This is a genomic window from Schaedlerella arabinosiphila, assembly GCF_003885045.1.
GTDB lineage: Bacteria > Bacillota > Clostridia > Lachnospirales > Lachnospiraceae > Schaedlerella > Schaedlerella arabinosiphila.
Genome location: NZ_RHJS01000002.1, coordinates 2,660,806 through 2,685,659, shown reverse-complemented (window position 1 = coordinate 2,685,659; position 24,854 = coordinate 2,660,806). Strand labels below are relative to the sequence as shown.

Annotated in this window: 18 protein-coding genes; 17 read left to right on the top strand and 1 reads right to left on the bottom strand. The window is 44.7% G+C overall.

The genetic code is table 11. From position 1 onward, the window contains the following. The first annotated feature begins 5 nt into the window (after positions 1-5). The 5 genes from EBB54_RS13050 to EBB54_RS13030 all read left to right on the top strand — a co-directional run bounded on the left by EBB54_RS13050 (position 6) and on the right by EBB54_RS13030 (position 9,287). Entirely contained in the window at positions 6-920 is a 915-nt protein-coding gene (locus tag EBB54_RS13050; protein WP_125127724.1) for a nucleotidyltransferase family protein, read from the top strand. Positions 921-1,477: 557 nt separating this feature from the next. Next, complete coding sequence (locus EBB54_RS13045; RefSeq protein ID WP_125127723.1) at positions 1,478-4,966, top strand: N-acetylmuramoyl-L-alanine amidase; 3,489 nt, start codon at positions 1,478-1,480, stop codon at positions 4,964-4,966. Between the two features lie 256 nt (positions 4,967-5,222). Then, positions 5,223-6,626, top strand: a complete 1,404-nt coding sequence (locus tag EBB54_RS13040; RefSeq protein WP_125127722.1) for an undecaprenyl-phosphate glucose phosphotransferase — start codon at positions 5,223-5,225, stop codon at positions 6,624-6,626. 45 nt (positions 6,627-6,671) lie between these two features. After that, entirely contained in the window at positions 6,672-7,973 is a 1,302-nt protein-coding gene (locus EBB54_RS13035; protein WP_125127721.1) for an O-antigen polymerase, read from the top strand. A 129-nt stretch (positions 7,974-8,102) separates the two neighbouring features. After that, a complete protein-coding gene (locus EBB54_RS13030; protein ID WP_125127720.1) occupies positions 8,103-9,287 on the top strand; it encodes a glycosyltransferase in 1,185 nt (394 codons plus the stop codon). A gap of 95 nt (positions 9,288-9,382) precedes the next feature. Here EBB54_RS13030 and EBB54_RS13025 read toward each other — a convergent pair whose 3' ends face one another. Continuing rightward, the gene (locus EBB54_RS13025; RefSeq protein ID WP_162307128.1) at positions 9,383-11,278 is read right to left on the bottom strand and encodes an LTA synthase family protein; all 1,896 of its coding nucleotides are present in this window, start codon (positions 11,276-11,278) and stop codon (positions 9,383-9,385) included. 466 nt (positions 11,279-11,744) lie between these two features. Between EBB54_RS13025 and EBB54_RS13020 the strand changes: the two genes are divergently transcribed. From EBB54_RS13020 to EBB54_RS12965, 12 genes are all read left to right on the top strand, one after another. Then, complete coding sequence (locus EBB54_RS13020; protein ID WP_148099358.1) at positions 11,745-13,598, top strand: hypothetical protein; 1,854 nt, start codon at positions 11,745-11,747, stop codon at positions 13,596-13,598. Beyond that, a complete protein-coding gene (locus EBB54_RS13015) occupies positions 13,586-14,530 on the top strand; it encodes a glycosyltransferase family 2 protein (RefSeq protein WP_125127717.1) in 945 nt (314 codons plus the stop codon). Before EBB54_RS13020 ends, EBB54_RS13015 begins: the two co-directional genes overlap by 13 nt. A gap of 123 nt (positions 14,531-14,653) precedes the next feature. Further along, positions 14,654-15,733 (top strand): dTDP-glucose 4,6-dehydratase, encoded by a 1,080-nt coding sequence (gene rfbB, locus EBB54_RS13010; RefSeq protein WP_004081208.1) that lies wholly within the window; start codon positions 14,654-14,656, stop codon positions 15,731-15,733. After that, positions 15,726-16,949 (top strand): glycosyltransferase family 2 protein, encoded by a 1,224-nt coding sequence (locus tag EBB54_RS13005; RefSeq protein ID WP_125127716.1) that lies wholly within the window; start codon positions 15,726-15,728, stop codon positions 16,947-16,949. The genes rfbB and EBB54_RS13005 overlap by 8 nt, the downstream gene beginning before the upstream one ends. 22 nt (positions 16,950-16,971) lie before the next feature. Further along, entirely contained in the window at positions 16,972-17,856 is an 885-nt protein-coding gene (rfbA, locus tag EBB54_RS13000; protein ID WP_004081205.1) for a glucose-1-phosphate thymidylyltransferase RfbA, read from the top strand. A 66-nt stretch (positions 17,857-17,922) separates the two neighbouring features. Then, positions 17,923-18,468, top strand: coding sequence for a dTDP-4-dehydrorhamnose 3,5-epimerase (gene rfbC / locus EBB54_RS12995; RefSeq protein ID WP_125127715.1), 546 nt, complete (start codon positions 17,923-17,925; stop codon positions 18,466-18,468). 18 nt (positions 18,469-18,486) lie between these two features. Then, positions 18,487-19,263, top strand: coding sequence for an ABC transporter permease (locus EBB54_RS12990; RefSeq protein ID WP_125127714.1), 777 nt, complete (start codon positions 18,487-18,489; stop codon positions 19,261-19,263). A gap of 13 nt (positions 19,264-19,276) precedes the next feature. Beyond that, positions 19,277-20,011, top strand: a complete 735-nt coding sequence (locus tag EBB54_RS12985; protein ID WP_125127713.1) for an ABC transporter ATP-binding protein — start codon at positions 19,277-19,279, stop codon at positions 20,009-20,011. Between the two features lie 65 nt (positions 20,012-20,076). Then, complete coding sequence (locus EBB54_RS12980; RefSeq protein ID WP_004081199.1) at positions 20,077-20,682, top strand: hypothetical protein; 606 nt, start codon at positions 20,077-20,079, stop codon at positions 20,680-20,682. Positions 20,683-20,701: 19 nt separating this feature from the next. Then, a complete protein-coding gene (locus EBB54_RS12975) occupies positions 20,702-23,170 on the top strand; it encodes a glycosyltransferase family 2 protein (protein WP_004081197.1) in 2,469 nt (822 codons plus the stop codon). A 50-nt stretch (positions 23,171-23,220) separates the two neighbouring features. Beyond that, positions 23,221-24,066 (top strand): dTDP-4-dehydrorhamnose reductase, encoded by an 846-nt coding sequence (rfbD, locus tag EBB54_RS12970; RefSeq protein WP_004081195.1) that lies wholly within the window; start codon positions 23,221-23,223, stop codon positions 24,064-24,066. A gap of 39 nt (positions 24,067-24,105) precedes the next feature. Next, the gene (locus EBB54_RS12965) at positions 24,106-24,714 is read left to right on the top strand and encodes a GerMN domain-containing protein (RefSeq protein ID WP_125127712.1); all 609 of its coding nucleotides are present in this window, start codon (positions 24,106-24,108) and stop codon (positions 24,712-24,714) included. Positions 24,715-24,854 lie beyond the last annotated feature (140 nt).

The window sequence follows — 24,854 nt, the reverse complement described above, 5'->3', positions numbered from 1 at the left end:
TTGATATGAGCAGGGCAGCGCTGGTAGTAATGGCGGCTGGGCTGGGAAGCCGTTTTGGAGGGGGAATCAAGCAGTTGGAGCCTGTAGGCCCCAATGGGGAGATCATCATGGAGTATTCCATCTATGATGCGATAGAGGCAGGCTTTGATAAGGTCGTGTTTGTGATACGCCGGGACATTGAGAATGCGTTCCGGGAGATCATCGGAAAAAAGATCGAGCGGATCGTGGAAGCATCCTACGTATACCAGGAAGTGGAAGAGATCCCTCCGGGATATGGAGACCGGTTTGCAGGTCGGACAAAGCCCTGGGGAACCGGCCAGGCAATCATGTGCTGCAGGGGTGCGGTGGACTGTCCGTTTTTAGTGATCAATGCAGATGATTTTTACGGCAGGCACGCTTACACGGAAGCCTATCAGTATCTGACCCGCCATTCGGAGGCTTCGGGAACAAAGCTCTGTATGGTAGGATTCGTATTGAAAAATACACTCAGCGACAACGGAGCCGTGACCCGCGGGCTGTGCCGTGCAGGCACGGACGGTATGCTGGAGAAGATTGTAGAGACTAAAAATATCGAAAAAAAGGAAGGCGCTGCAATCGTACGCAGTGAAAGCGGGGATGTAAGGCTGGATGCGGATTCTCTGGTATCTATGAATATGTGGGGGCTGCAGCCGGGATTCTTTTCGATTTTGGAAAAAGGATTTGTGGAATTTCTGGACAGCCTGGAGCCGGGAGACTTAAAGGCCGAATATCTGCTTCCCACAATTATTGGGGGACTTCTGGAAGAAGGCAGGGTTTCCGTGAAGGTGCTGCAGTCTTCAGACAAATGGTTCGGAGTTACATATAAGGAAGATAAGGACGGTGTGGCCGCATCGATCCGGAAGCTAGTCGGGGATGGAATCTATCCGGAAAAGTTATTTTAAGATACCCGGAAAAAGCGGAACAGGCTGGATGCGCCGCGTGTCTATTGGCCCGGCGGCTGCATGTAGATATTCAAATATTTGACACAAAGACAGGGAATCTGGCGGAGAGAAACGCGGCAGGTTTCCTGTTTTTTACCTTAATTTAAGAAACTCCGTCCTTAAAAATCCTCTGCGGGACGCACAGCTTTTATATCCTCATATACGGAAAAGCTGTCGGTGGCAGACTGCTTAAATGTAAAAAATATATAATATTTTGTAAATAAAGTGTAAAAAAAGTGATGAAATCGTAACGCATATATCGACAGGAAAAAATTTACAAATTTTTTACAATTATTTTTCGGAGGAAAAATACCACAAGATCGTGTATGGAATTGGAAGTGAATCCCTATATTTAGCGGGAAATACAATCTGAAAATTTGTCGGTTTTTGTAAATAAAATAGTTTACCAGAACGGGCAATGTCGAAGGATAGGAAATTTCTGCCTTGAAAGTAAGGTGGGATTGATGTATAATATGAACGATGCTTGTACAATTACATAAAAATATGAGGTGGACGTTATGAAGAAAGGGAAAAGCAAGAAACTTGTAGCATGGCTGCTTGCGTTTGCTCTCCTGATGAGTCCGACTACAGGCTTCCGTGCATTTGCGGAAGACGGGGATGGGACACAGGAGGCTGCCGTGAGTACGACTGCAGATGATCCGACTGCAGGCGATGAAGCGGCCGTGTCAGAAGGCCAGGACAGCACAGACGATAGTGCGAATCCGGTAACGGATCAGGAAACGACAGCAGATCAGAACAATCCGGCGGCAGAGGGAGAGCCGCAGGAACCGGTCGATGGCAATGAGCCGGCAGGTGCGGAGGAACCGCAGGAACCGGTGAATGGCGATGAACAGGCAGTTACGGGAGAGCCTGCAGCCGGAGACGAACAGGCTGATCCGGAAGCAGAACAGCCTACAGCGGAAGAAGAAGCGGCTGAGGAAGAGCCGGCCGAGCCGGAATATGAAGATGGCGGAGTAATCAATAACGTGTTTATTGAAGAACACGCGTTACAAGCACCAGGAGAATTAAATGCCATCCTTTCATTCGGAGAAGGCGAAGAACAGTTAGAATCCGTGAAGCTGATACTTACAGGAGACGACGGCAGGCAGAGTGAGATTCCACTTACACAGAAAGTACTCCATTATTATCAGTTTACAAAGACTTATGAGAGCCAGGAAGCAGGGACCTATCGTCTGACTTCTTTTATATATGAATTAGACGGACATAAAAAGCGTATTGATCTTAAAAACACGGGTATTTTTGCAGATTTTACCGTGAGCAATGGAGAAGAAGGCGATTGTGCGGATGAAACAGGTATATCGGTTACAGCGCTTACATCAGATGATATTTCCACAGATCTGACCTATGAGATTGAGAATACCATCCAGGAAGCTGCGCAGGAAGCAGTAGATAATGTAAATGAAGGATCTGTTGCCCTGGGGTCTTCCAGCACAGACAGGTCTTACAGCCGTGCAGGAGTCAGTGCGGAATTGACGGCGATGACGGATCAGGCAGTGAATTTAGGTTCTTATAGTGCGGCGAAGGCATATACGAGGGCATCGGATGATCCAAAAACAATGGTAATTGTTCTGGATCCGGGGCATGGCGGCAAGGATGAAGGAAGCAGCAAAAAAGAGTATGGACTGATAGAAAAAGAGTTAAACTTAAAAGTTGCTAAATACTGCAGAGATGCGTTGGCTAAGGACACCAGTATAAAAGTATATATGACCCGAGAGACTGATGTTTACATGGGGCTTGAAGAAAGGGTAGAATTTGCAAAGAAGAAAGGTGCAACCCTTTTTGTGAGTATACATATGAACTCAGCCACTACAGAAGCGGCAAAGGGAGCAGAAGTATATTATCCGAATGCAAATGGTGCAAATGGATATGATGGCGCAAGCATCTCAGAAGAGGGAAAAGAAGTAGCTCAGAATATTTTAGACGAATTAGTAAACCTTGGTCTGGTTAACCGCGGGGTGAAGACGAAAGATTCGGGTTACGATAAAGATGATGAAGAAGAATGCTTATATGATGACGGCAAGGCATCAGACTACTATAGCGTGATTCGAAATAGTAAGAAAAATGGTTTCCCGGGCATTATTGTAGAGCATGCGTTTATATCAAATCCAAATGATGCGGCAAATCTGAAAAAAGAAGAGGGCCTAAAGGCGCTGGGAGAAGCAGATGCCAAAGGAATCCTGAAGTACTGTGCTACAGAGGGTACGGATTATAGTGCGGTATTCAATTATGCTTATTATAAAGATAAGTATGCAGACTTATTTGAACAAGATAAAATAGATGTCTCTACTAAAGAGGCGGCTATGGAGTATTTTATTTCCAAGGGTATGGACAAAGGTCATCAGGCAAGTGAGGAATTTAATGTTATTGCTTACCGGAATCGGTATCAGGACCTTAGGATTGCATTTGGTAATGAATATAAACGCTATTATATGCACTATATCAATTACGGCAAAGCAGAGGGAAGAAACGGACGAGAAGAGGAAGAGAAAGATCCGGATAAGACCCCTAACGTAGATGCGGATGCTATCTTTGACGGAGTAAACTACGCAGATGTCTATGATTTTGATTACTATGTAGAGCATTACCCGGATTTGAAAGCAGCATTTGGCAATAACCGGATTGGTGCGCTGGAGCATTTTGTCGTATACGGCATGTCAGAAGGCAGGCAGGCGAGAGGTACATTTAATGTAGCTGTCTACAAAAATAAATATATTGATCTGCAGAAAGCGTTCGGAAGTTCCTGGAAGTCTTACTTCTTACATTATATTGAATATGGTAAGAAAGAAGGACGAACTGCAACAGATGATAATTCATCTGTAGATTCGGACAGCAAAATTGAAGGTGTGACTAAATATCGCGGCCTGGAGTTTAAGCAGGTATACAATTTTAACTATTATATTGAAAAGTATCCGGATATTAAACAGGTATTTGGAAATAATCCGGAAAAAGCGCTGGAACATTTTGTGAAGCATGGTATGGAAGAAGGAAGGTCTGGTAATGCAGACTTTAACGTACATGCGTATAAGAATAACTACAGCGACCTTCGGGCAGCGTTTGGGAATGATCTGGAGAAATACTATATCCATTATCTCATGCATGGTATCGAAGAAGGACGTGAATGTGCATTGGTTGCAGTGACTACATACCAGGGGGTAGATTATTCCGCAGTATATAGTTTTGAATATTACATCGGAAAATACTCGGATCTGAAAGCGGCATTTGAAAGCGATCCTGCCGGTGCGCTGCAGCACTTTTTGACTTATGGAATTAAGGAAGGCCGTCAGGCTCACGAGAACTTTAATGTATTGGCCTATAAAAATAATTATAGTGATTTGAGAGCGGCTTTTGGAGAAAATAATAAGGCATATGTAGATCATTATATCAGTTATGGTATAACGGAAAATAGAAGCGCCAAGAACTTTGATTATCATCGGATTTATATGTTTGAAACTGAGGGACTTGCTAATAAGAGCCCAACAGTGAATCAGATGGTAACATACTTCCTTGCAAATGCTTCCTATCCTACATATTATGCGAATAATACGAATGTACGTACCATTGGAGAGTTTTGCCAGATATATAAAGAGGAATGCGAGGCGGAAAAAATTGACCTGGCGGTTGCTTTTTGTCAGGCAATGAAGGAGACGAAGTTCCTGAAGTTTACAGGCGATGTAAAGATTACGCAGTTTAACTTTGCAGGACTTGGTGCAACTGGAAATGGGGCTTCGGGCTTAAGCTTTTCGGATATCAGGACAGGCATCAGGGCACATGTACAGCATCTGAAGGCATACGCAACTAAAGAAGAGATTGGATTGAAGAATCCTTGTGTAGACCCGAGATTTACTTATGTGCAGAGAGGCAGCGCTCCATATGTAGAATGGTTGGGAATCCAGGAAAATCCGATTCCAGGCTGTGGCTGGGCATCAGACCCGGGATATGGCAACAGTATCATCAATGACTATATGAATGTGTTATCAACGTATTAATCATACGCATTCAAGATTTAATTAAAATGCCAGCGGCAGCGGACACATGTCCGAATGCCGCCGGCATTTTTCTTTGGAAGTGTAATACTGATGCGGATATAGATTGTATTTCAAAAATATTACAAAACAATTAAAATTCATAGTAATTTCACCTTTTAAATTCGTGTTTAGTCTTGTTCTTTTGGGAAAAATATTATATGATATTACACAGATTGGAAAATTTTGTCGGAGATATTTGGAAGAAGGAAAATAAGCAGTGATAAAAGAAAATCAAAAACTTTTGAATCGGCTGCAGGTAGTACTGGACGGACTTGTGATTATTGCCTCTTATGTACTGGCCTGGTATATTCGTTTTAAAACCGGTGTTTTTGAGCAGGACCCATGGGCTCTTTCGCTGGGCTTCTATATGCAGCTTTTGATCGGGATCGTACCAGGTTATCTGCTCTTATATTATGTATTTCACTTATATGCACCGAAAAGGGTGCTGGGCAGAAGGCTGGAAGCCTGGCGTGTAATGCAGGCTAACGTATTGGGCGTCATGGCGTTGATCCTGCTCTTATATCTGTTCAGACAGATAGATATTTCCAGGACAATGCTGTTTGTATTTGCCTGTGTAGATATTTTCGGCGAGGTGCTGGAGCGCAATATCGTCCGATATATCCTCCGGCGCATCAGAAAGAACGGACATAATCTCAAGCATATTATCCTGGTAGGATACAGCAGGGCTGCAGAGCAGTATATCGACCGAATCCTTGTGAACCCGGAATGGGGGTATTATGTCAGAGGGATTCTGGATGATTCCATGCCCCATGGTGCAGAATACAAAGGGATCAAGGTTCTTGGAACCATTGATAACCTGACCATCATCCTCCCCCAGAACAGGCTGGACGAGATCGTCATAACTCTTGGACTGAGTGAATACAACAAACTGGAACGAATCGTAGGCATGTGTGAAAAGTCAGGAGTGCACACAAAGTTCATTCCGGATTATAATAATATTATCCCGACGAAGCCGTACACCGAGGACATTCAGGGGCTTCCGGTGGTCAATATCCGGCATGTCCCATTGAATAATATGCTGAACAGAATCGTCAAGAGGACGATGGATATCTTCGGTTCTTTGTTTGCGATCATCCTGTTTTCACCTGTCATGCTGGGAGTTGTGCTGATTATCAAGTTTACAGATCCGGGCCCGCTCATTTTTAAGCAGGAGCGGATTGGACTGAAGAATAAGCCCTTCTATATGTATAAGTTCCGCTCCATGATTATGCAGAAGGAATCGGACGAGGAGAAGGGATGGACCAGGAAGGACGACCCGCGCGTCACCCCCATCGGACATTTTATCCGGCGGACCAGCATTGACGAACTGCCCCAGTTGTTCAATATCCTGAAAGGGGATATGAGCCTGGTAGGCCCCAGGCCGGAGCGTCCCCAGTTTGTCGAGAAGTTTAAGGAGGAGATTCCCAGATATATGATCAAGCACCAAGTACGTCCGGGGCTGACCGGCTGGGCGCAGATCAATGGATTCCGGGGGGATACTTCCATTCGAAAACGGATTGAATGCGACCTGTATTATATAGAAAACTGGACCCTGGGGCTGGATCTCAAGATCATTGTGCTCACATTTTTTAAAGGGTTTATCAATAAAAACGCATATTGAGATAAGACAGGCCCTGGGTTTGCAGGACCGGGAAGGAAAGGTGTTATGCTGCAGGCAGACAGAAGAGCAGAGTATATTTCCTACTGTGCCAGCTCTATGCTGGCCTTTATTTTTTCAAGAATCGGCGCCGAATATGTGGCAGGGATCGTATTCCTGCTGGAGGCTTTGTTCCTGTATATATCAAATTTTAGAAAATCCGGGAATCTGGTGGACTTAAGAGGCATTTTTTCTTTATCCTGGATCGGAGGGGAAGGGATTGCCTGCTTAAAGCTGAGCCATCTTTCCAGTCCTTGGGAGACAGTTACGTGGCTGTGTTTTTTCCTGGCATATCTATGCTTTATGCTGGGATACGACTTTTGGGCAAAAAAGTGTATGTTTGAAGGGAAGGCGTCCCTGCGGAAAAACGCGGTTCAGGCACGGCGGATTCTGATCTGTATCATATTTCTGGGCGCTGCTTCTCTGGGCTGTTTCCTGCTGGAGGCGACGGTGCTTGGATTTATACCGCTGTTTTCTCCGGAGCCGCATGCGTATTCATATTTTCATATTTCCGGGGTACATTATTTTACGGTTAGCTGTATCCTGATCCCGGCCTTAAGTGTTCTGTATGTCAAACTGACGGAGAAATGGACTCTTTTGCGGATCGCAGTGCTGGCATTGGGAAACCTGCTGGCAGCGGCGATTCCTATTTTATGCGTGTCCAGGTTTCAGCTTTTGTTTGCAGTGGGATTTGCGGCAGTCGTGTATCTGATGCTCTACAGGCATATTACCTGGAAGATGGTGGTGACGGCGGCGGTGATACTGATTCCGGTATACGTGCTTCTGACGGTTGCCCGAAGACACGATATCCCTTACTTAAATGGTATTTTTGAGATGAAATACAGCCAAATGCCGATCTTTATTACACAGCCGTATATGTATGTGGCGAATAATTACGAGAACTTTAACCGTATGGTCTGCGAGCTTCCGGAGTTTACGCTGGGGATCCGCATGCTGTTTCCGGTTTTCGCACTTACGGGATTAAAATTTGTATTTCCGCAGGTGGCGGCATACCCGTTGTATATTACGAAAGAAGAATTGACCACATTGACCATATTTTATGATTCATATTATGATTTCGGCATCTTCGGGGTGATCCTGCTGGCACTGGTTCTGGGCGGTGCGGCGGTATGGCTGACCGGATGGGTGGAAAGAAACAGAAATCCGGTTTCCTACTTATTTTACGGACAGTTTACGATTTACCTGGGACTCTCCTTTTTTACCACCTGGTTCAGCAATCCGACCACCTGGTTTTGGCTGGCGCTGACATTTGCGATGTATCTGCTGGTTGGGTATGAAAGAAAAAAGTGACTTTTTGGATTTTTCATTTGTTGTGTTCTTATAGTGAAATGTAAAAAAGATCGGCGTCTGGGTGTACTTTAAAAAAGAAAAGGAGAGAACTCTAAGACAATCATAGTGTACTAATGTGAAAGGAGAAATATGAAGTCGGGAAAAAGTGTATGTATTGCAATCTCATGCTATAATCAGGAAAAGTATATTGGCCAGTGTATAGAACACCTCTTGGCTCAGCAATTGGAGAGTAACATTCAAGTTAAGATTCTGATTTGTGATGATGCTTCTACTGATCGGACGAAAGAAATCATAGTGGATGTGATTGAAAAAAAGGATTTAAACGGAAATTGGCACATAGAAGATCATTCTAACAGGCAAAACATGGGAATGCCGAAGAATACAAAACGTATCATAAGGCTACTTATGGATTCAGGAGCTGATTATGGATGTATACTTGAAGGTGACGATTATTGGATTAGTCCATTTTGGCTGAAAAAGCATATGGAGCCATTGGACGAGGAACACGGTATATCTATGTCCAATAATTATTTACTGTTATATAATCAGGAATCCAATTGTTTTGCGGTGCGTCAGTATCCTGTGAAGGTTCAGGAAAGTAAATATATTTTACCGGAAATGCAGGCGGAAGATAATTATACAGGCAATTTTTCATCAAATTTATACCGTATTTCTTCATTAAACGAAATACCACAGTCTTTTTTAGAACAGCCTTATGTAGACGATTGGTTTGTTAATCTGCTGATGGCAATGCATGGAAAAGTTGCTTCCATAAAGGAACCGATTAGTGTATACCGGATTCATCCAGAAGGTGTTTGGAATGGGAATCAAAATGTATCAGAAGAAGGTCAGGAGGAAAATACAATTTCGCAGAGGATTCGTTTTATACATCAGCATTATCCGGGAAAATATATTGCGGAATTAGCGGCATTTTCAGAACATTGGGCTAAAATTCCCATGCGCGGGAAGATATATTATGACATCGGTACGGGTTTTAAAGAAGAGCAAAGTCTTGCGGTGTATATTATGTTTGAGAATAAATCGCATTTTACAGTGGATGCGGATTTGAGTATCCTTCCGAAACGTGTAAAAGCTCTGCGGTATGATCCTGAGGAAGGATATGCCTGCGATATGTGGGGGATGCAGGCAATTTTAGACGGAATAGAGATCGAAATGACAGCTGAAAATGGTATTGAGAAAAATGACAGGATTGTTTTTGATACAAAAGATCCAATATTTATTTTGCAGGTTCCCAGGAAACAGATGAAACGAATGGGAAGTTTCCATGTCGAGGGAGACATAGAGTTTAAATAAAAGGGACATATGTCTTGCATCTCAGGGATGAAACAGGGAATCATTGGATTCTAAAAAAGCAGGAGAAGGGGGATGACCCTTCTCCTAACATCTATCTAATCAAGATACAAGACTCCCGGCAGATATGCATAGTAATCATTGTCAACGACATCCGCAGAAAGCTGAATTTTATTTTCTACGATTTCACTTACATTATTGATATATTCGTTTAAGGATTCTTCATCCTCGAACAGATCGTCCATATCCCCAAAAGGCTCAAATTCTCCGGTACTGCTTGTATAAGTTCCCCTTCCTGTGATCCAGCTCCTGTCGGGAAAGATTACAAACTGTTCTGCATCCGAGAGGATGTCCTGACCTGCCAGAACGCGTGAGTCATACTCCAGGCCCATCAGATTGGCTACTGTCGGAAGAACATCAATGCTGCTGCAGTATTTTGACACATTGACAGGCTCCTGCATAGAAGCTGACCAGATAACCAGGGAACTGTGATACCATTCCAGGCTGTCTTCCAGATCCTCTCCTGCCAGTTCACTGCACATATCCGGAAATCCATAAGGAATATGGTCTGGCCCGATTACAAATAAAGTATTTTCCAGCAGCCCTTTTTCTTCCAAACGCTGCAGCAGATATTCTACAGCCAATTCAAGCTCATAATTACAAGCCAGGTATGCCTTGGCAGAATCGGAATAAGGGAGATCTTTTACGAGATCCCAGTGGCGTTTTGACATTTCGTTTGTTGAATCATAATTTGCATGTCCGCTGAAACTCATATAATTTGTATAAAACGGCGTATCATCGGCGTACATATCAAAACTGTCAGATACCAGCTTTAAGTCAGACTGAGGCCAGAGCATGTCCCCATTCTCATGGGTTTCAAATTCAAACCAATCGTTGCCAGCCGCATACCATTCAAATCCCATGTTAGGGTGAGAGATATGACGGATATAAAAATCATAGAGATAACTGTGGAAAGCCCTTATGCCGTATCCCTTTCTCTGCAGCATGCGGCTCAAGGTAAACTGCATATTATTTCTGTTCTCACCGGTGACTGCCATACTGAATTTGCCGCTTTCCTTTGGAATCTGCCCTGTCAGGTTCGCAAACTCCCCGCCGATGGTACTTCCGTACCAGAGAGGCGTATAGTAGTTTTCGAATACGAAGCCTTCGTTTAGCATGCTGTACAAGGTGGGGGTCAAATCCTTTCGAACAGCATATTTCCACCATCCTTCTGCTGTAATAAAGATCAGGTTATAGTTTTTGAACATTCCTGTATAGTCGTTTTTGTAAGTCGGATCTTCATTCGACACATATTCATGAATCGACTGTATTTTCGGATTGTCTATGTGACTGATCAGTTTCTCAAAATCATAATTTACTATATTAGGCTCCCCGGGACCTTCCCCGCGGTCTATAATTTTTATGTTGTCAATCGGCTTATAAAAAAGAGTATCAAAACCTGTGGTACGAGTTAATACCATTCTTACAAAATCTTGGGAGATCCCGGTAAAAAGTCCGAGAGTTTCTATATTATAATTGATCTGAGTACTGTAGAAATAAGTATATAAGGGGGTCTTCAAACCATTTCCGAAAGGCAGCATACAAATCAGTCCCAGTATATAGATGCAAAAAGCAGCGGCCCATCCTTTTCTTACCCGTTTTTTAAGAAGCCTGTGCCCGAATGGTTTTACGAAACATAAAAAAGGATATACGAAGCAGGGAAGCAGGGCAATGGCTAATTGTCCGGTGTTTTTTTTGATAAATGTAAACAAAACAGTACGGAAGTCTACTGCGTTTCCCGCCATCTCGAGACTGCTGAAAGGAGCCAGCATGGTATGGAAGATTCCATAATAGATCAGCTCCATGACACAGAAGGCACAAACCGCAAATGTAATGAGCCCGCCGATCAGGAGATTGATCTTTCTGGAAAAGCGGGAGCACAAAAATGCTGCAAAGAATGCGGCAGGGATGCATAATAATATTGGAAAAAACAAACTGACATTTCCGAATATAACAGCATGTAGATAGATTTCACTAAATAAATATACAAACAAAAACCAGGTGATTTGAAGAAAAATAGTCCGGATAATCAGAAAACTTTTCTTGGGCAGCTGTATCATACTTTTTCTCCTTCAATTAAATGTTAACAGACCATATTATGATTTCAAAATCGGGGTTTGTCAAGTAGAATTGATGGAATTAGGAACAGTTTCCGCTGACTGTTTGAATAGTTGGAGACTACAATATTGATTTTGTGAAATACTAATGCTATAATCGGAAAATGGTCACAGGTGAAAACCTGCCGTGAGGGAAGGCGCTTGCGGCCTGAGGAGGATGGACATGCTGATGAGATATAAAAATATATGGGATAACAAAAACTGGATGATTTTATTTGCTGTGGTTTTGACGATTCTAAGAGTTTTTTTTGCGCTAAAAACGCCTTTATATGGGTTGGGGACAATGATGCATGATGATTATCTGCTTGTAAATTATGCTGACTCGCTGCAAAATTCGGAATGGCTTGGGCTGGAATATAATAATCTGACATTAGCAAAGGGGATTTCATTTTCGTTTTTTCTGTATATCTGCAACCTGCTCTTGATCCCATATCCACTAGGGCTGATATTGTTTTGGATACTGTCGCTGTTGATTTTGATAGCTGCAGTCAAGAATGTTGTTGGAAATAGAGAAGCTTTATTGCTAATGTACTTGTTCCTGCTGTATTCACCGGCTACATTTGCCAGCTCCTATTCACAGCAGATTTATAGAATGGCAGTGGTTCCGGCAGCCGTGGTTTTTGTGGCTGCGTGCCTGATCGGTTTGTTTTTTCGCAGAGATGAAAAGATCAGTATACAAGTACGATGGGCATTGGGGGCTGGGGTTGGTCTCAGTTTTTTCTGGTATATAAGAGAGGATTCTATCTGGCTGCTTCCCTTTGTGTTGGGGGCACTGTTGTGTACTGCGATTGGAGGGATCGCTTTTCAGAATGAAAGGGGCGTACTTGCCGCAAAAAAATTAATTGTTTATACGCTGCCTATTTTAACGCTGCTTTTGACGAATCATATACTCTCATTAAAAAATGAGAGTCATTATGGTATCTATACGGTCAGTGACAGGACAGATACGAATTTTTCTAAAGTGGTATCCAATATGCTGAAAGTAGAACGCGAAGGTACAGTTAGAGCGGATGACCGGGTATGGATCACAAAAAAGCAGATGGAAAAAATGATAGATGCCTGTCCGACATTAAAAAGTATAGAACCTCAGTTAAAGCAGATTTATGAAAGCGCATGGTGCATTGATGGTGAGATAGAAGGTGATATCATTTTCTGGGCTCTTAGAGACGCAGTTGCCTGGTCAGGACAATATCAATCTGCAGCAGATACAGACCAGTTCTATAAGACGCTGAATGAAGAACTGACGGCAGCTTTAAATCAGGGCACGTTGAAAAGGCGTGAGGCTATATATCTATCTTCCATGGGAAAAGGGCTGACGAAGGAAGATATTCCGTTCTTACTGCGGCGTATGGCCGAAAATATGAAAAGCGTTTTCACATATGAATTATGTAAATCAGAGGCTCAGCCGGGGAACGGCAACTGGGAGCAGCTTAGGAAGATGGAGGCGGTTACCGGCGCCATGCTGGTATATCCCAACAGGGTTAGCCTGAAAATAGGAGGTATGATACAGCCGGCAAAAAATGCTGAAAAATTGGAGGTATATATAAAGGCGGGCAGCAGAATGACGGAGTTGTCTATAGAAAATGGATTCTCTGTAGAAATAGAGGATGTGGACCGTATAGAAGCGGCTCAGTTTCAGATTTATGAAAATGGGGATCTGAAGGATACAATGGAACTCAAAACAGGAAAAAATGCATATTGCAAAATAGAAGTTTATAACATCGAAAAAGTTGTATCAGAAGACCCATTGATCAAAAAAAGCGAACCGGTTATAAAAATATCAAATATATTTATAAAAATATATCAAAAAACATCCATTCTCTTTTTGGGATTCTCTTTTTTAGGATATCTGGGGATTTTCGTCAAGATGCTCACAGATCTCAGGAAAAAAAGATATGAATGTGTTCCGGTGTTTTTAATTATGACGGGATTTGGAATCAGCATTTTAGTATGTATGCTGGGTGTTTCCTGGTTTACGGCATGGATGCAGCAATTTCAGTATAGATGGTATACATTTTTTTATACAGCCGGAGTTATCGCAGTCCTTCAGATGTTCCAAATATTCGGAATCTGTTTTGGCATAAAAAATGTATTGAAATCCGTATTATCAGATAGGAGAAAGTCATGGATAAAATAGCGGTTTTAATCCCTTGTTATAACGAAAGTAAAACAATAGAAAAAGTGGTATCTGATTATAAAAAAGAGCTTCCGGATGCTGTGATTTATGTGTATGATAACAATTCAACAGACGGTACAGATAAAATTGCCGGACAAGCCGGAGCAATCGTAAGATATGAATATCAACAGGGGAAAGGAAATGTGATCCGGCGCATGTTCCGGGATATAGACGCGGAATGCTATGTTATAACAGACGGGGATGATACTTATCCGGCTGAGGCTGCAGCGGAAATGATAGAAAGGATCGTTGAAAGAAATGCGGATATGGTTGTAGGGGACAGGCTGTCCTCTACATACTTTACAGAGAATAAAAGACGGTTCCATAATTTTGGCAATGCGCTTGTCAGGAAAAGTATTAATTTTTTCTTTCATACAAATATTCAGGATATTATGACAGGCTATAGAGCCTTCAGTTATCAATTTGTGAAAAGCTTTTCGGTGCTGTCCAAAGGATTTGAGATTGAGACAGAGATGAGTATCCATGCGGCAGATAAAAATATGCGTGTAGAGAATGTAATTATAGATTATCGTGACAGGCCGCAGGGAAGCCAGTCAAAACTCAATACCTATTCCGATGGGTTCAAGGTGCTTTCTACGATCGTGAAACTTTATAGGACTTACAAGCCGATGGCTTTCTTCGGAGGACTGTCATTTGTCCTCGGAGCCATATCGGCAGTATTGTTTATACCGATTGTTGCGACCTATCTTCAAATTGGAACTGTGCCGAGATTCCCTACGCTAATCGTAAGCGGTTTTATCATGCTTGCGGCGATCCAATCTTTTTTTGCGGGAATGATTCTGCAGACTATAAATCAGAAAAACAGACAGGACTTTGAAATGGAATTGCACAGAATCAATGATCAGCTAAAAAAATTAAGGACAGATAGATAGAAAATCAATGGCTGCAAACAGACGGTTTAAGGAGAATTAAAGACTACAATGGTTGATTTTGTGGAACACTAATGCTATAATTGGAAAATAGTCACAGGAAAATAGACAGATGGAGGAAAAATCATGCGGACATACCTTGTAACCGGCGGGGCCGGTTTTATTGGTTCTAACTATATACATTACATGTTTCGGAAGTATGGGGACGAGATTCGGATTATCAATGTGGACAAGCTGACCTATGCGGGCAATCTGGAGAATCTGAAGAGCATCGAGAGCCGCGGCAACTACACATTTATCAAGGCAGATATCTGTGATTCCGCCGCCATCCGCCGGATCTTTCAGGAGAATGACATTGACCGGGTCGTTCATTTTGCGGCGGAGAGCCATGTGGACAGGAGTATCAAGGACCCGGAGGTGTTTGTGCGCACCAATGTACTGGGAACCCTGGTCATGCTCAACGCGGCCAAGGAAGCCTGGGAGCTGCCGGACGGGACGTTTCAGGAAGGCAAAAAGTTCCTGCACGTATCCACAGATGAGGTCTACGGTTCGCTGGAGGACGAGAACGCATATTTCTATGAGACCACGCCCTACGATCCACACAGCCCTTATTCCGCAAGCAAGGCTTCTTCGGACATGCTGGTAAAGTCCTATATGGATACTTACCGGTTCCCGGCGAATATTACGAACTGCAGCAACAATTACGGCCCGTACCAGTTCCCGGAAAAGCTGATTCCGCTGATTATCAACAATGCGCTTCAGGGCAAGAAGCTTCCGGTATACGGCGACGGGAAAAATGTCCGGGACTGGCTGTACGTGGAGGACCACGCGAAGGGCATCGACATGGTACAGGAAAAGGGCCGTCTTTTTGAGACTTACAATATCGGCGGACACAATGAAAAGCAGAATATCCAGATCATCCACATCATTCTGGACACCCTGCAGGAGATGCTCCCGGAAGGGGATCCGAGAAGAGAACTGGTAAGCGAAAACCTGATCACCTATGTGGAAGACCGGAAGGGTCATGACAGGCGTTATGCCATCGCGCCGGATAAGATAAAGAAAGAGATTGGATGGTATCCGGAGACCCGGTTTGAAGAGGGAATCCGGCTTACGATCAAGTGGTTTTTCGAACACGAAGAATGGATGAAGAATGTCACAAGCGGAGATTACCAGAAGTACTATGAGGAGATGTATCATGAATAAAAACGGACCGAAAGTATCTGTGCTTCTTTCTGTTCATAATCATGAAAACTACGTAGGGCCGGCGATTGAAAGCGTGCTCAGACAGACGTATCAGGACTGGGAGCTCATCATCATAGATGACTGTTCCCAGGACCGTTCTCCCGATGTGGCCAGACAGTATAAGGATGAGAGAATACAGTTTTACCGTCTGGAAGAAAACAAAGGGGCGATCCTGACCTTCAATGAACTGCTGAAAAAAGCATCGGGAGAATACATTGCCTCTTTGGATTCCGATGATATATGGTATGACAATAAGCTGGAAGAGCAGATCGCATATCTGGAGCAGCACAAAGAGATAGCTGCGTGTTTTTCATGGGCAGAATTTATTGATGAGGAAGGCGCGCTGTATTCCGCTACAAAAAAAGTATGCGACTGTGATATCCGAATCTTTATGCATGAAAACCGTACGCAGGCACAGTGTTTGCGTTACTTTTTTGACAATGACAATTATTTCTGCCGGTCAAGTGTTGTTCTGCGCTCTGATGTGATAGACGAGATCGGGGGATTTGATCCCAGATTCAGAGTGCTGCATGACTATGAGTATTGGGTAAGGCTGATTCAGAAGCATCCGGTATATCTCTTTCAAAAACCGCTTCTGTGGTATCGGCGGGTCAGCGTGGACAACAACAGCCTCAGCGCGGTAAATATAAAAAACGTAACCAGAGTCCTGAATGAGCATCAGATGATCGTCTATACAATGATCAAAGAGATGGATCAGCAGATCTTCTGCGACGCTTTTAAGGATCTGCTGAAAAAGGAAGTGACAAATGACACGCGGCTGCTCTGTGAAAAGTATTTTGTGCTTTTGCACTGGACAATGCTTGGAACAGTAAATAACCGACAGGTGGCGCTTCGCTTTTTCCACGAATTTATGGACGAGGGCGTGATAGAAACCCTGCAGAAGGACTATCAGTATTCATGGCAGGACTATTATAAAGAGATGGAAAAGACATGGCAGCTATACCCGTTGGATTTCTATCAGGACTACCGGGAACTGTCAGAGAGAGCTGTGCATACGGAACATGCAAATCAGGCCCTGCTTCAGGAAAACGAAAGCTACAGGAAAGAAGTCAGAAGGCTGATCAGGGAAATTCAGGGCATGAGCCAGACAATTTCCTGGAAGATCACACAGCCGCTGCGGGCGGCGAAGAGAGTGGTTTCCGGGATAAGACATTGAAGATAAGCATTGGGAGGTTCTTATGAAAGGAATTATATTGGCAGGAGGATCAGGGACAAGGCTGTATCCTTTGACGCAGGTAACCAGTAAGCAGCTATTGCCGATCTATGACAAGCCAATGGTTTATTATCCGCTTAGTATCCTTATGGAAGCCGGGATTCGGGAAATACTGATTATTTCCACACCGGAGGATACCCCGCGTTTTGAAGAGCTTTTAGGCGACGGGAATCAGTTCGGGATTCATCTGGAATATAAAATTCAGCCTTCTCCGGACGGCCTGGCGCAGGCATTTCTTCTTGGAGAAGAGTTTATTGCAGGAGATAGCTGCGCTATGATCCTCGGCGACAATATCTTCCACGGACACGGACTGCGCAAAAGACTGAAAGCAGCGGCAGGAAAAGAAGAAGGTGCGACCATATTCGGTTATTATGTGGATGATCCGGAACGTTTCGGCGTGGTGGAGTTTGATAAGGAGGGAAAAGCAGTTTCCTTGGAAGAAAAACCGTCGGCTCCAAAATCCAACTATGCAGTCACCGGTCTGTATTTTTACGACAGACGGGTTGTGGATTACGCGAAGCAGATCCGCCCAAGCGCCAGAGGGGAACTGGAGATTACCGACCTGAACCGCATCTATCTGGAAAAAGGCAATCTGGATGTAACCCTTCTGGGACAGGGCTTTACATGGCTGGATACAGGAACTCATGAGTCCCTTGTAGACGCCACGAATTTTGTCAAGACCGTGGAGACGCATCAGAATCGAAAGATTGCCTGTCTGGAAGAGATCGCGTATAATAACGGATGGATTGATGAGCAGAAGCTGGGAGAGGCATGCAAGCTGTACCAGAAAAATCAATACGGCAGATATTTAAAGGACGTTTTAGACGGAAAATACATCGACCAGATATAGTTTGAAGCGCGTTTGGTACCGAAGTTCGGTTTGTGCATATTTCCAGGAGACAGAGAGGATGACATTATGGGAAAAATCACAGTAGAGACATGTAATATAGAAGGGTTAAAGATCATTACGCCGGCAGTGTTCGGAGACGAAAGGGGATACTTTACAGAAACCTACAACTACCAGGACTATCAGGCTGCAGGGATTGATATGAAATTTGTACAGGATAACCAGTCCGGTTCTAAAAAAGGGGTGCTGCGGGGACTGCATTTTCAGATCAACTATCCCCAGGACAAGCTGGTGCGCGTGATCAACGGCGAGGTATTTGATGTGGCGGTAGACTTAAGGAAAGGTTCCCCTACCTATGGGCAATGGCATGGAGTGATTCTTTCTGCTGAGAATAAAAAGCAGTTTTTTATTCCGAAAAATTTTGCCCATGGATTTTTGGTGCTGTCTGATTTTGCGGAATTTGCGTACAAATGTACGGATTTTTATCATCCCAACGATGAGGGAGGGCTCTTTTGGAACGATCCCCAGATCGGGGTTAAATGGCCGATCCCGGAAGGCATGGAACTGACAATTTCAGAAAAAGACCAGCATTGGGGCGGAATCAAGGATTTATAAAAGTGTTCGGAGGCGATTGTGTCAAATTATATAAAAAATTTTTTGAAATTTCAACCGTTATTGTCTGAGCTGGTTGCACGGGATGTAAAGATCAAATACAGAAGGTCCGTACTGGGGGTTTTGTGGACGCTGCTGAATCCCCTCTGTATGATGATCATACTTTCGGTGGTGTTTTCGAATATTTTCAAATTTGATATCGAGAATTTTCCGTTATACGTGCTGAGCGGCCAGGTTATATTCAATTTTTTTAACGACGCGACTACAAGTTCTATGACTGCCATCATCAATAATGCGGCTCTGCTTAAAAAAATTTATGTTCCAAAATATCTGTTTGTGCTTGCAAGGATATTTTCCAGCTTTATCAACCTGATGGCATCCTACACGGCATTGCTTCTCGTGATGGTTGCGGTCAGGGCCGAGCTGCACTGGACGCTGTTTTTGTCGTGGTTTCCGCTTTTGATGGTGGTTTTATTTTCTTTGGGCGTGGGGATGCTTCTGGCGGCACTGACCGTACGGTTCAGAGATATCATGCATCTGTATTCCGTGTTTACGACAGGTCTGATGTATCTGACGCCGGTGATTTACCCGATGTCCATGCTTCCGGACAGGATTCGGTTCATCGTGCAGATGAACCCTTTGACGAACTATCTGGAGATGTTTCGGAATCTGGCTTTTTATAATACATTGCCGTCCTTCGGCGCAGTGGTGATTGGGGTTTTGGAAGGCGCGGCTGCGGTCGTCCTGGGAATCTATGTATTCTATAAGAACCAGGATGAGTTTATACTAAATATATAGGAGCAGTTAGCATATGGAAAATGATCTGATTGTGACGGTTGACCATGTGTCAATGAGGTTCAACCTGTCTTCGGAAAAATTTGACAGCTTCAAGGAATATGTCATTAAAAGTATAAAAAGACAGGTTTCTTATGATGAGTTCTGGGCGCTGCAGGATATCTCTTTTGAAGTCAGGCGGGGAGAGTCCCTGGGGCTGGTGGGGCTCAACGGGAGCGGGAAGAGCACCATGCTAAAGATCATAGCCGGTGTGTTGAAGCCCACAAAAGGAACAGTGTCGGTGAGGGGCAATATGGCGCCCCTGATCGAGTTGGGGGCCGGATTTGACATGGATCTGACGGCGAAAGAAAACGTTTTTTTAAATGGTGCGCTTTTAGGATATAACCGTTCCCAGATGGAGGCGCAATATGAAGATATTGTGAAGTTTTCGGAACTGGGAGATTTTATGAATGTTCCGGTCAAGAATTTTTCTTCCGGTATGGTTTCCAGATTGGCTTTTGCGATTGCTACGATCGGAGTGCCGGACATCTTGATTTGTGATGAGGTTCTGTCGGTGGGGGATTTTCGATTTCAGGAAAAATGCGAGGAACGAATCGGGAATATGCAGAAGAAAGGAACCACCATACTTTTTGTATCCCACAGCCTGGAACAGGTCGAGAAAATCTGCAATAAAATTGTCTGGCTGGAAAAAGGCCGTTTAAAAATGTTCGGTGACGCGAAAAATATATGTAAAATTTATGCGGAATCTTAACAGTTTCTTTTGCTTTTATAGTATAATAAAAGCAGGAAATGATCAGAACAGAGGGTTTACAGAATATGAAAAAGAAATTGGGAATTGTCATACTGGGCATTGGAGTGCTGGTTTTTGCATATTTTTATGCTCATATTGATAAAAATACGTATCTGTATGACCGGAATACGGATTCCGCCGAGTTGATCGGAACCGGGATTCCGGCTGCGGGAGAAGAGATTACACAGTCTTTTACATGCGCTGAGGATTCCATAGACGGAATCAATCTGAAAGCCACGGTCATCGGCGACGTCGGGAATGTAGGATTGGAATATTCGATTCTTGATGGAGAGAGCGGCGAAGCAGTCCGGACAGAGACTGTGCCGGGATCAGAGATTAAAAATAATAAGTTTAATATATTGAAATTTCAGACTTTGAAGGGCACGAAAGGAAAGAACTATATACTGAGGCTGTCAGAATCCGGGTCCGGCGATTATGCCGGGATCAGTTTTTACCTGAGTGAGAGAGAAGGCTTTCAGGGGAAGCTGGTGGTGAAAGGGCAGGAGGTCGGCGGAGATCTTGCAGTCCGCACACTGACCCACCGGTTTGACCTGGAGACATTTGTTGTTTTATTGGGGATTTTGGCATTTATCGCTGGATTTATGAATGTTCTTTACAGAATGTTCCAATAAAGGAGGAAAAGAAGTAATCATGGAGAATCAATTTAATGTGACAATATGCAGGTTCCATACAAAAGCAAAAAATAAGCTGCTGATTATCGGCTGGTTCAACCAGAACGAGATCGGGGGCAACCAACTGCTTGTATGCCTGGACAAAAAGAAACTGCCTTTTTCCATGGAAGAGATCAAGATCGGAGGCACCAGCCTGAGGACGAGGAAAGGCGTAACGGTCAACAGACAGTATTATCTGTGGGTGGACCTGCCCAGGAGCTGGAGGGATTGTAAATGCCTGGAAGTGAAGAATTTTTATAATGGTGTTGGGAATACGGCATATTCCATTCCCGTATCCACTTTAAAAAAATATGAGTTTTATGTACAAAAATATATCGACAGCGTGGAGGCTGAGAAGGACAGCTTTCAGATTTCAGGCTGGTACATTGACCAGGGAGGGATTGAACTCCGTTTTCTGGATGATACAGGAAAGGAATACCCTGTCGATATTCTCCGGAAGAGCAGAAGCGATGTGAGAAAGCAGTACCCGGAGAACGCACCGGAAGAGGTGATTGGATTTACAGCCTGCTATACCGGCGATGTGCCTAAGAAGATCCGGATTCGCTTTGAGGGGCCGGACAGGCATGCGGAGGATACGGCGACGCTGTTGCGCAGCCCCGTTGGGAAGGGCGTTTCATTTGTAGGGACGGCTTATAAGAAAGTACGGGTTTATTATCAGCAGTTCGGCATCAGCGCTACGGCCGTGCGGGCGGTAGAGAAGCTGACAGGGCGTGAGGAATCCGAATACAATACCTGGCTGGAGGAGCACAGTCCTTCCGGAGCCGAACTGGAAGCGCAGAGAACCCATAAGTTTGCGTTTTCACCTAAGATTTCCATTGTTGTGCCTCTCTACAAAACACCGAAAAAGTACCTTGTTGAGATGATCGAATCTGTCAGGAAGCAGTCCTATGAGAACTGGGAACTTTGCCTGTCTGACGGAAGCGGCGAGGGTTCTCCGATCGAGGGCATACTGAGAAAGTACGAAAAGAAGGACAGCAGGATCAAAGTGGTGTATAACAGAAATCAGCTTCAGATTTCGGACAATACCAATGAAGCGCTGAAGATCTCCACAGGAGACTATATTGCGTTTACAGACCACGACGATATGCTGGCGCCGGACGCGCTGTATGAATGTGTGAAATTGCTGAACGAAGAACCGTCAACAGAGATCATATATACGGACGAAGACAAGGTGAACATGAGCGGCAAAGAATATTTCGCGCCCCATTTTAAACCGGACTTCAATCCGGATATGCTGTACAGTGACAACTACATCTGCCATTTGTTTGTAGTAAAACGAAATGTTTATGAAGAAGTGGGGATGCTTAATTCCGAATTTGACGGCTCCCAGGACTATGATTTTGTGCTGCGCTGCGTGGAAAACAGCTCCAAAATCAGGCACATTCCGAAGATATTATACCACTGGCGTGCCCATAAAAACTCTACGGCCGGAAATTCCGGATGTAAGTCTTACGCCTATGATGCGGCTACGAGAGCAATCCAGGCCCACTATGACAGGCTTGGAATCCAGGCCAAAGTGGGGATGACGGAGCACACCGGGCTCTACCGCAGCAGATACACGATCCAGGGAAATCCGATGGTGTCGGTCATTATTCCGAATAAGGATCACGTGCAGGAACTGAAAACGTGTATTTCCTCATTAGAGAAGAAAAATGCATACGAAAACCTGGAGATCATCATTGTTGAGAATAACAGTGAAGAAGAGGAGACATTTGCATATTATAAAGAACTGGAAGAGAAGCATTCCCGGGTGAAAGTAGTATTCTGGAAAGAAAAAGCGTTTAATTACTCTGCGATTAATAATTTTGGAGTCAAGCATGCGTCCGGAGATTATCTGCTGTTTTTGAACAACGATGTTGAGTTTATTACCAAAGACTGCATAGAGGAACTGCTGGGGCCCTGCCAGCGCAGCGACGTGGGGGCAGTAGGGGCCAGACTGTATTACGGAGACGGTACGCTTCAGCACGCAGGAGTCGTGATCGGCCTGGGCGGAATCGCGGGACATCCGTTTTATGGGTTCCCCTCTGAGGATGTCGGATATTTCGGAAGAGTTGTGATCGCACAGAACTACAGCGCGGTTACCGCGGCGTGTATGATGATGAAAAAATCCGTTTTCCAACAGGTGGGCGGTTTTGACGAACAGCTTGCAGTCGCGTATAATGATGTGGATCTCTGCCTGAAAGCAGGGGAAGCGGGCTACCGGATCGTCTACAATCCTTATGCGGAGCTGTACCACTACGAATCAAAGACAAGGGGCTACGAAGATACAAAAGAGAAGGAAGAGCGTTTCCAGGCGGAAAGGGAGATCTTCCGCAGGAGATGGGAGAAAATCCTGCGCGATGGAGATCCCAACTACAATCCGAACCTGACGCTGCAGGAAGCAAATTTTGGGTTGGACATGGAAGGTGTTTCAAAGCAGCTTTATTAAATCAGCTTTCTTAAAACAGAAACATAGAAGCAAGAAGGGAGGAGGACATGATGCGCATATTGGTAACAGGGGTAAAAGGCCAGCTTGGCTACGATGTGGTCAATGAGCTGAAGAAGCGGGGCCATACCCCCATCGGTGTGGATGTGGAAGAGATGGACATCACGGATGCATCCGCAGTGGAAAAGGAGATAAAGAAAGAGCCGCTGGATGCGGTCATTCACTGCGCCGCATACACGGCGGTGGATGCCGCGGAGGACAACCGGGAGCTCTGTATGCGGGTGAATGCGGAAGGGACAAGAAACATTGCCCGGGTCTGCAGGGAGCTGGACCTGAAGATGGTATATATCAGTACGGACTATGTGTTTGACGGAGAAGGGGAGAGGCCCTGGGAACCTGACGACCCGAGGGAGCCGCTGAATGTCTACGGGGAGAGCAAATACCAGGGAGAGCTTGCGGTAGAGGAATATCTGGAAAAGTATTTTACTGTGAGGATTGCATGGGTATTCGGCGTAAACGGCAAAAATTTTATCAAAACCATGCTCAGGCTCGCCGAAAGCCAGAAAGAGATCAATGTGGTAAACGACCAGATCGGTTCTCCGACCTACACCTATGACCTGGCTGTCCTGCTGGCGGATATGGTGGAGACGGAAAAATACGGAAGATATCATGCAACCAACGAGGGCCTGTGTACCTGGTATGAATTTGCAAAAGAGATCTTCCGTCAGGCAGGGGCAGACGTGAAGGTGAATCCGGTATCCAGCGACGAGTTCCCGGCGAAGGCAAAGCGTCCGCACAACAGCCGGATGGACAAGAGCAAGCTGGTGCAAAACGGATTCCGTCCGCTGCCGACCTGGCAGGATGCGTTAAAACGTTACCTTGAAATTATCAGAGCTTAAAGTGAAGCGCAGGATAAGAAAGATAGGAGGAGATGGAGTATGAAGAAAATGAAAAAGATAACGGCGGTATGGATTCTTATGGCAATGCTGGCAGGAATTTCCGGATGTTCGAAGGAAGAGACTCCGCCTCCGGCAGAGGCAGAGGGAACGACTACCGTGACGACAGAGGCGGAACAGAAGGAAGAACCGGGCCAGGTTACGACTGGAACCGGGTCCCAGGAAAATGCTGCTGCGCAATCGGATACAGAAGGTCAGGCAGGGGAAAGCAATGCGGTTTCCTTCTCGCTTTACAGCAGCAACGACGACGCCACAGGGCTGGTGCAGGAGACGGTTGAGGTTGCTGCCTTGACTCCGGAAAATGTGCTGGCAGTATTGATCGAACGCGGGGGTCTGCAGGGGGATATCCGGATACTGGGCTTTGAACAGGCAGAGGATAACGGAACAAGAGTACTGAATATTGACTTTTCACAGGAATTTGGAACTTATGTAGGAAGCATGGGCACCGCGGGAGAGTGGACGATCATGGGAAGCGTCTGCAACACCTTCCTCAACGCCTATGGATGTGAGAAGGTAAAGATCACGGTAGAGGGCGGCGTGCTCACGACCGGACACAAGGAATATAAGGGATACAACGGGTATTTCGAATAACGGGTGTTGACCCGTATCTGAGGGATAGAAGACAAGCAGCATTGATTTTACTGAAAATTCATTCCTGATACAGACAGGGGGCTGTCGGAAAAGACCGTACTTCCACCGAACAGGATGTGATTCTATTAAGATCACAACCA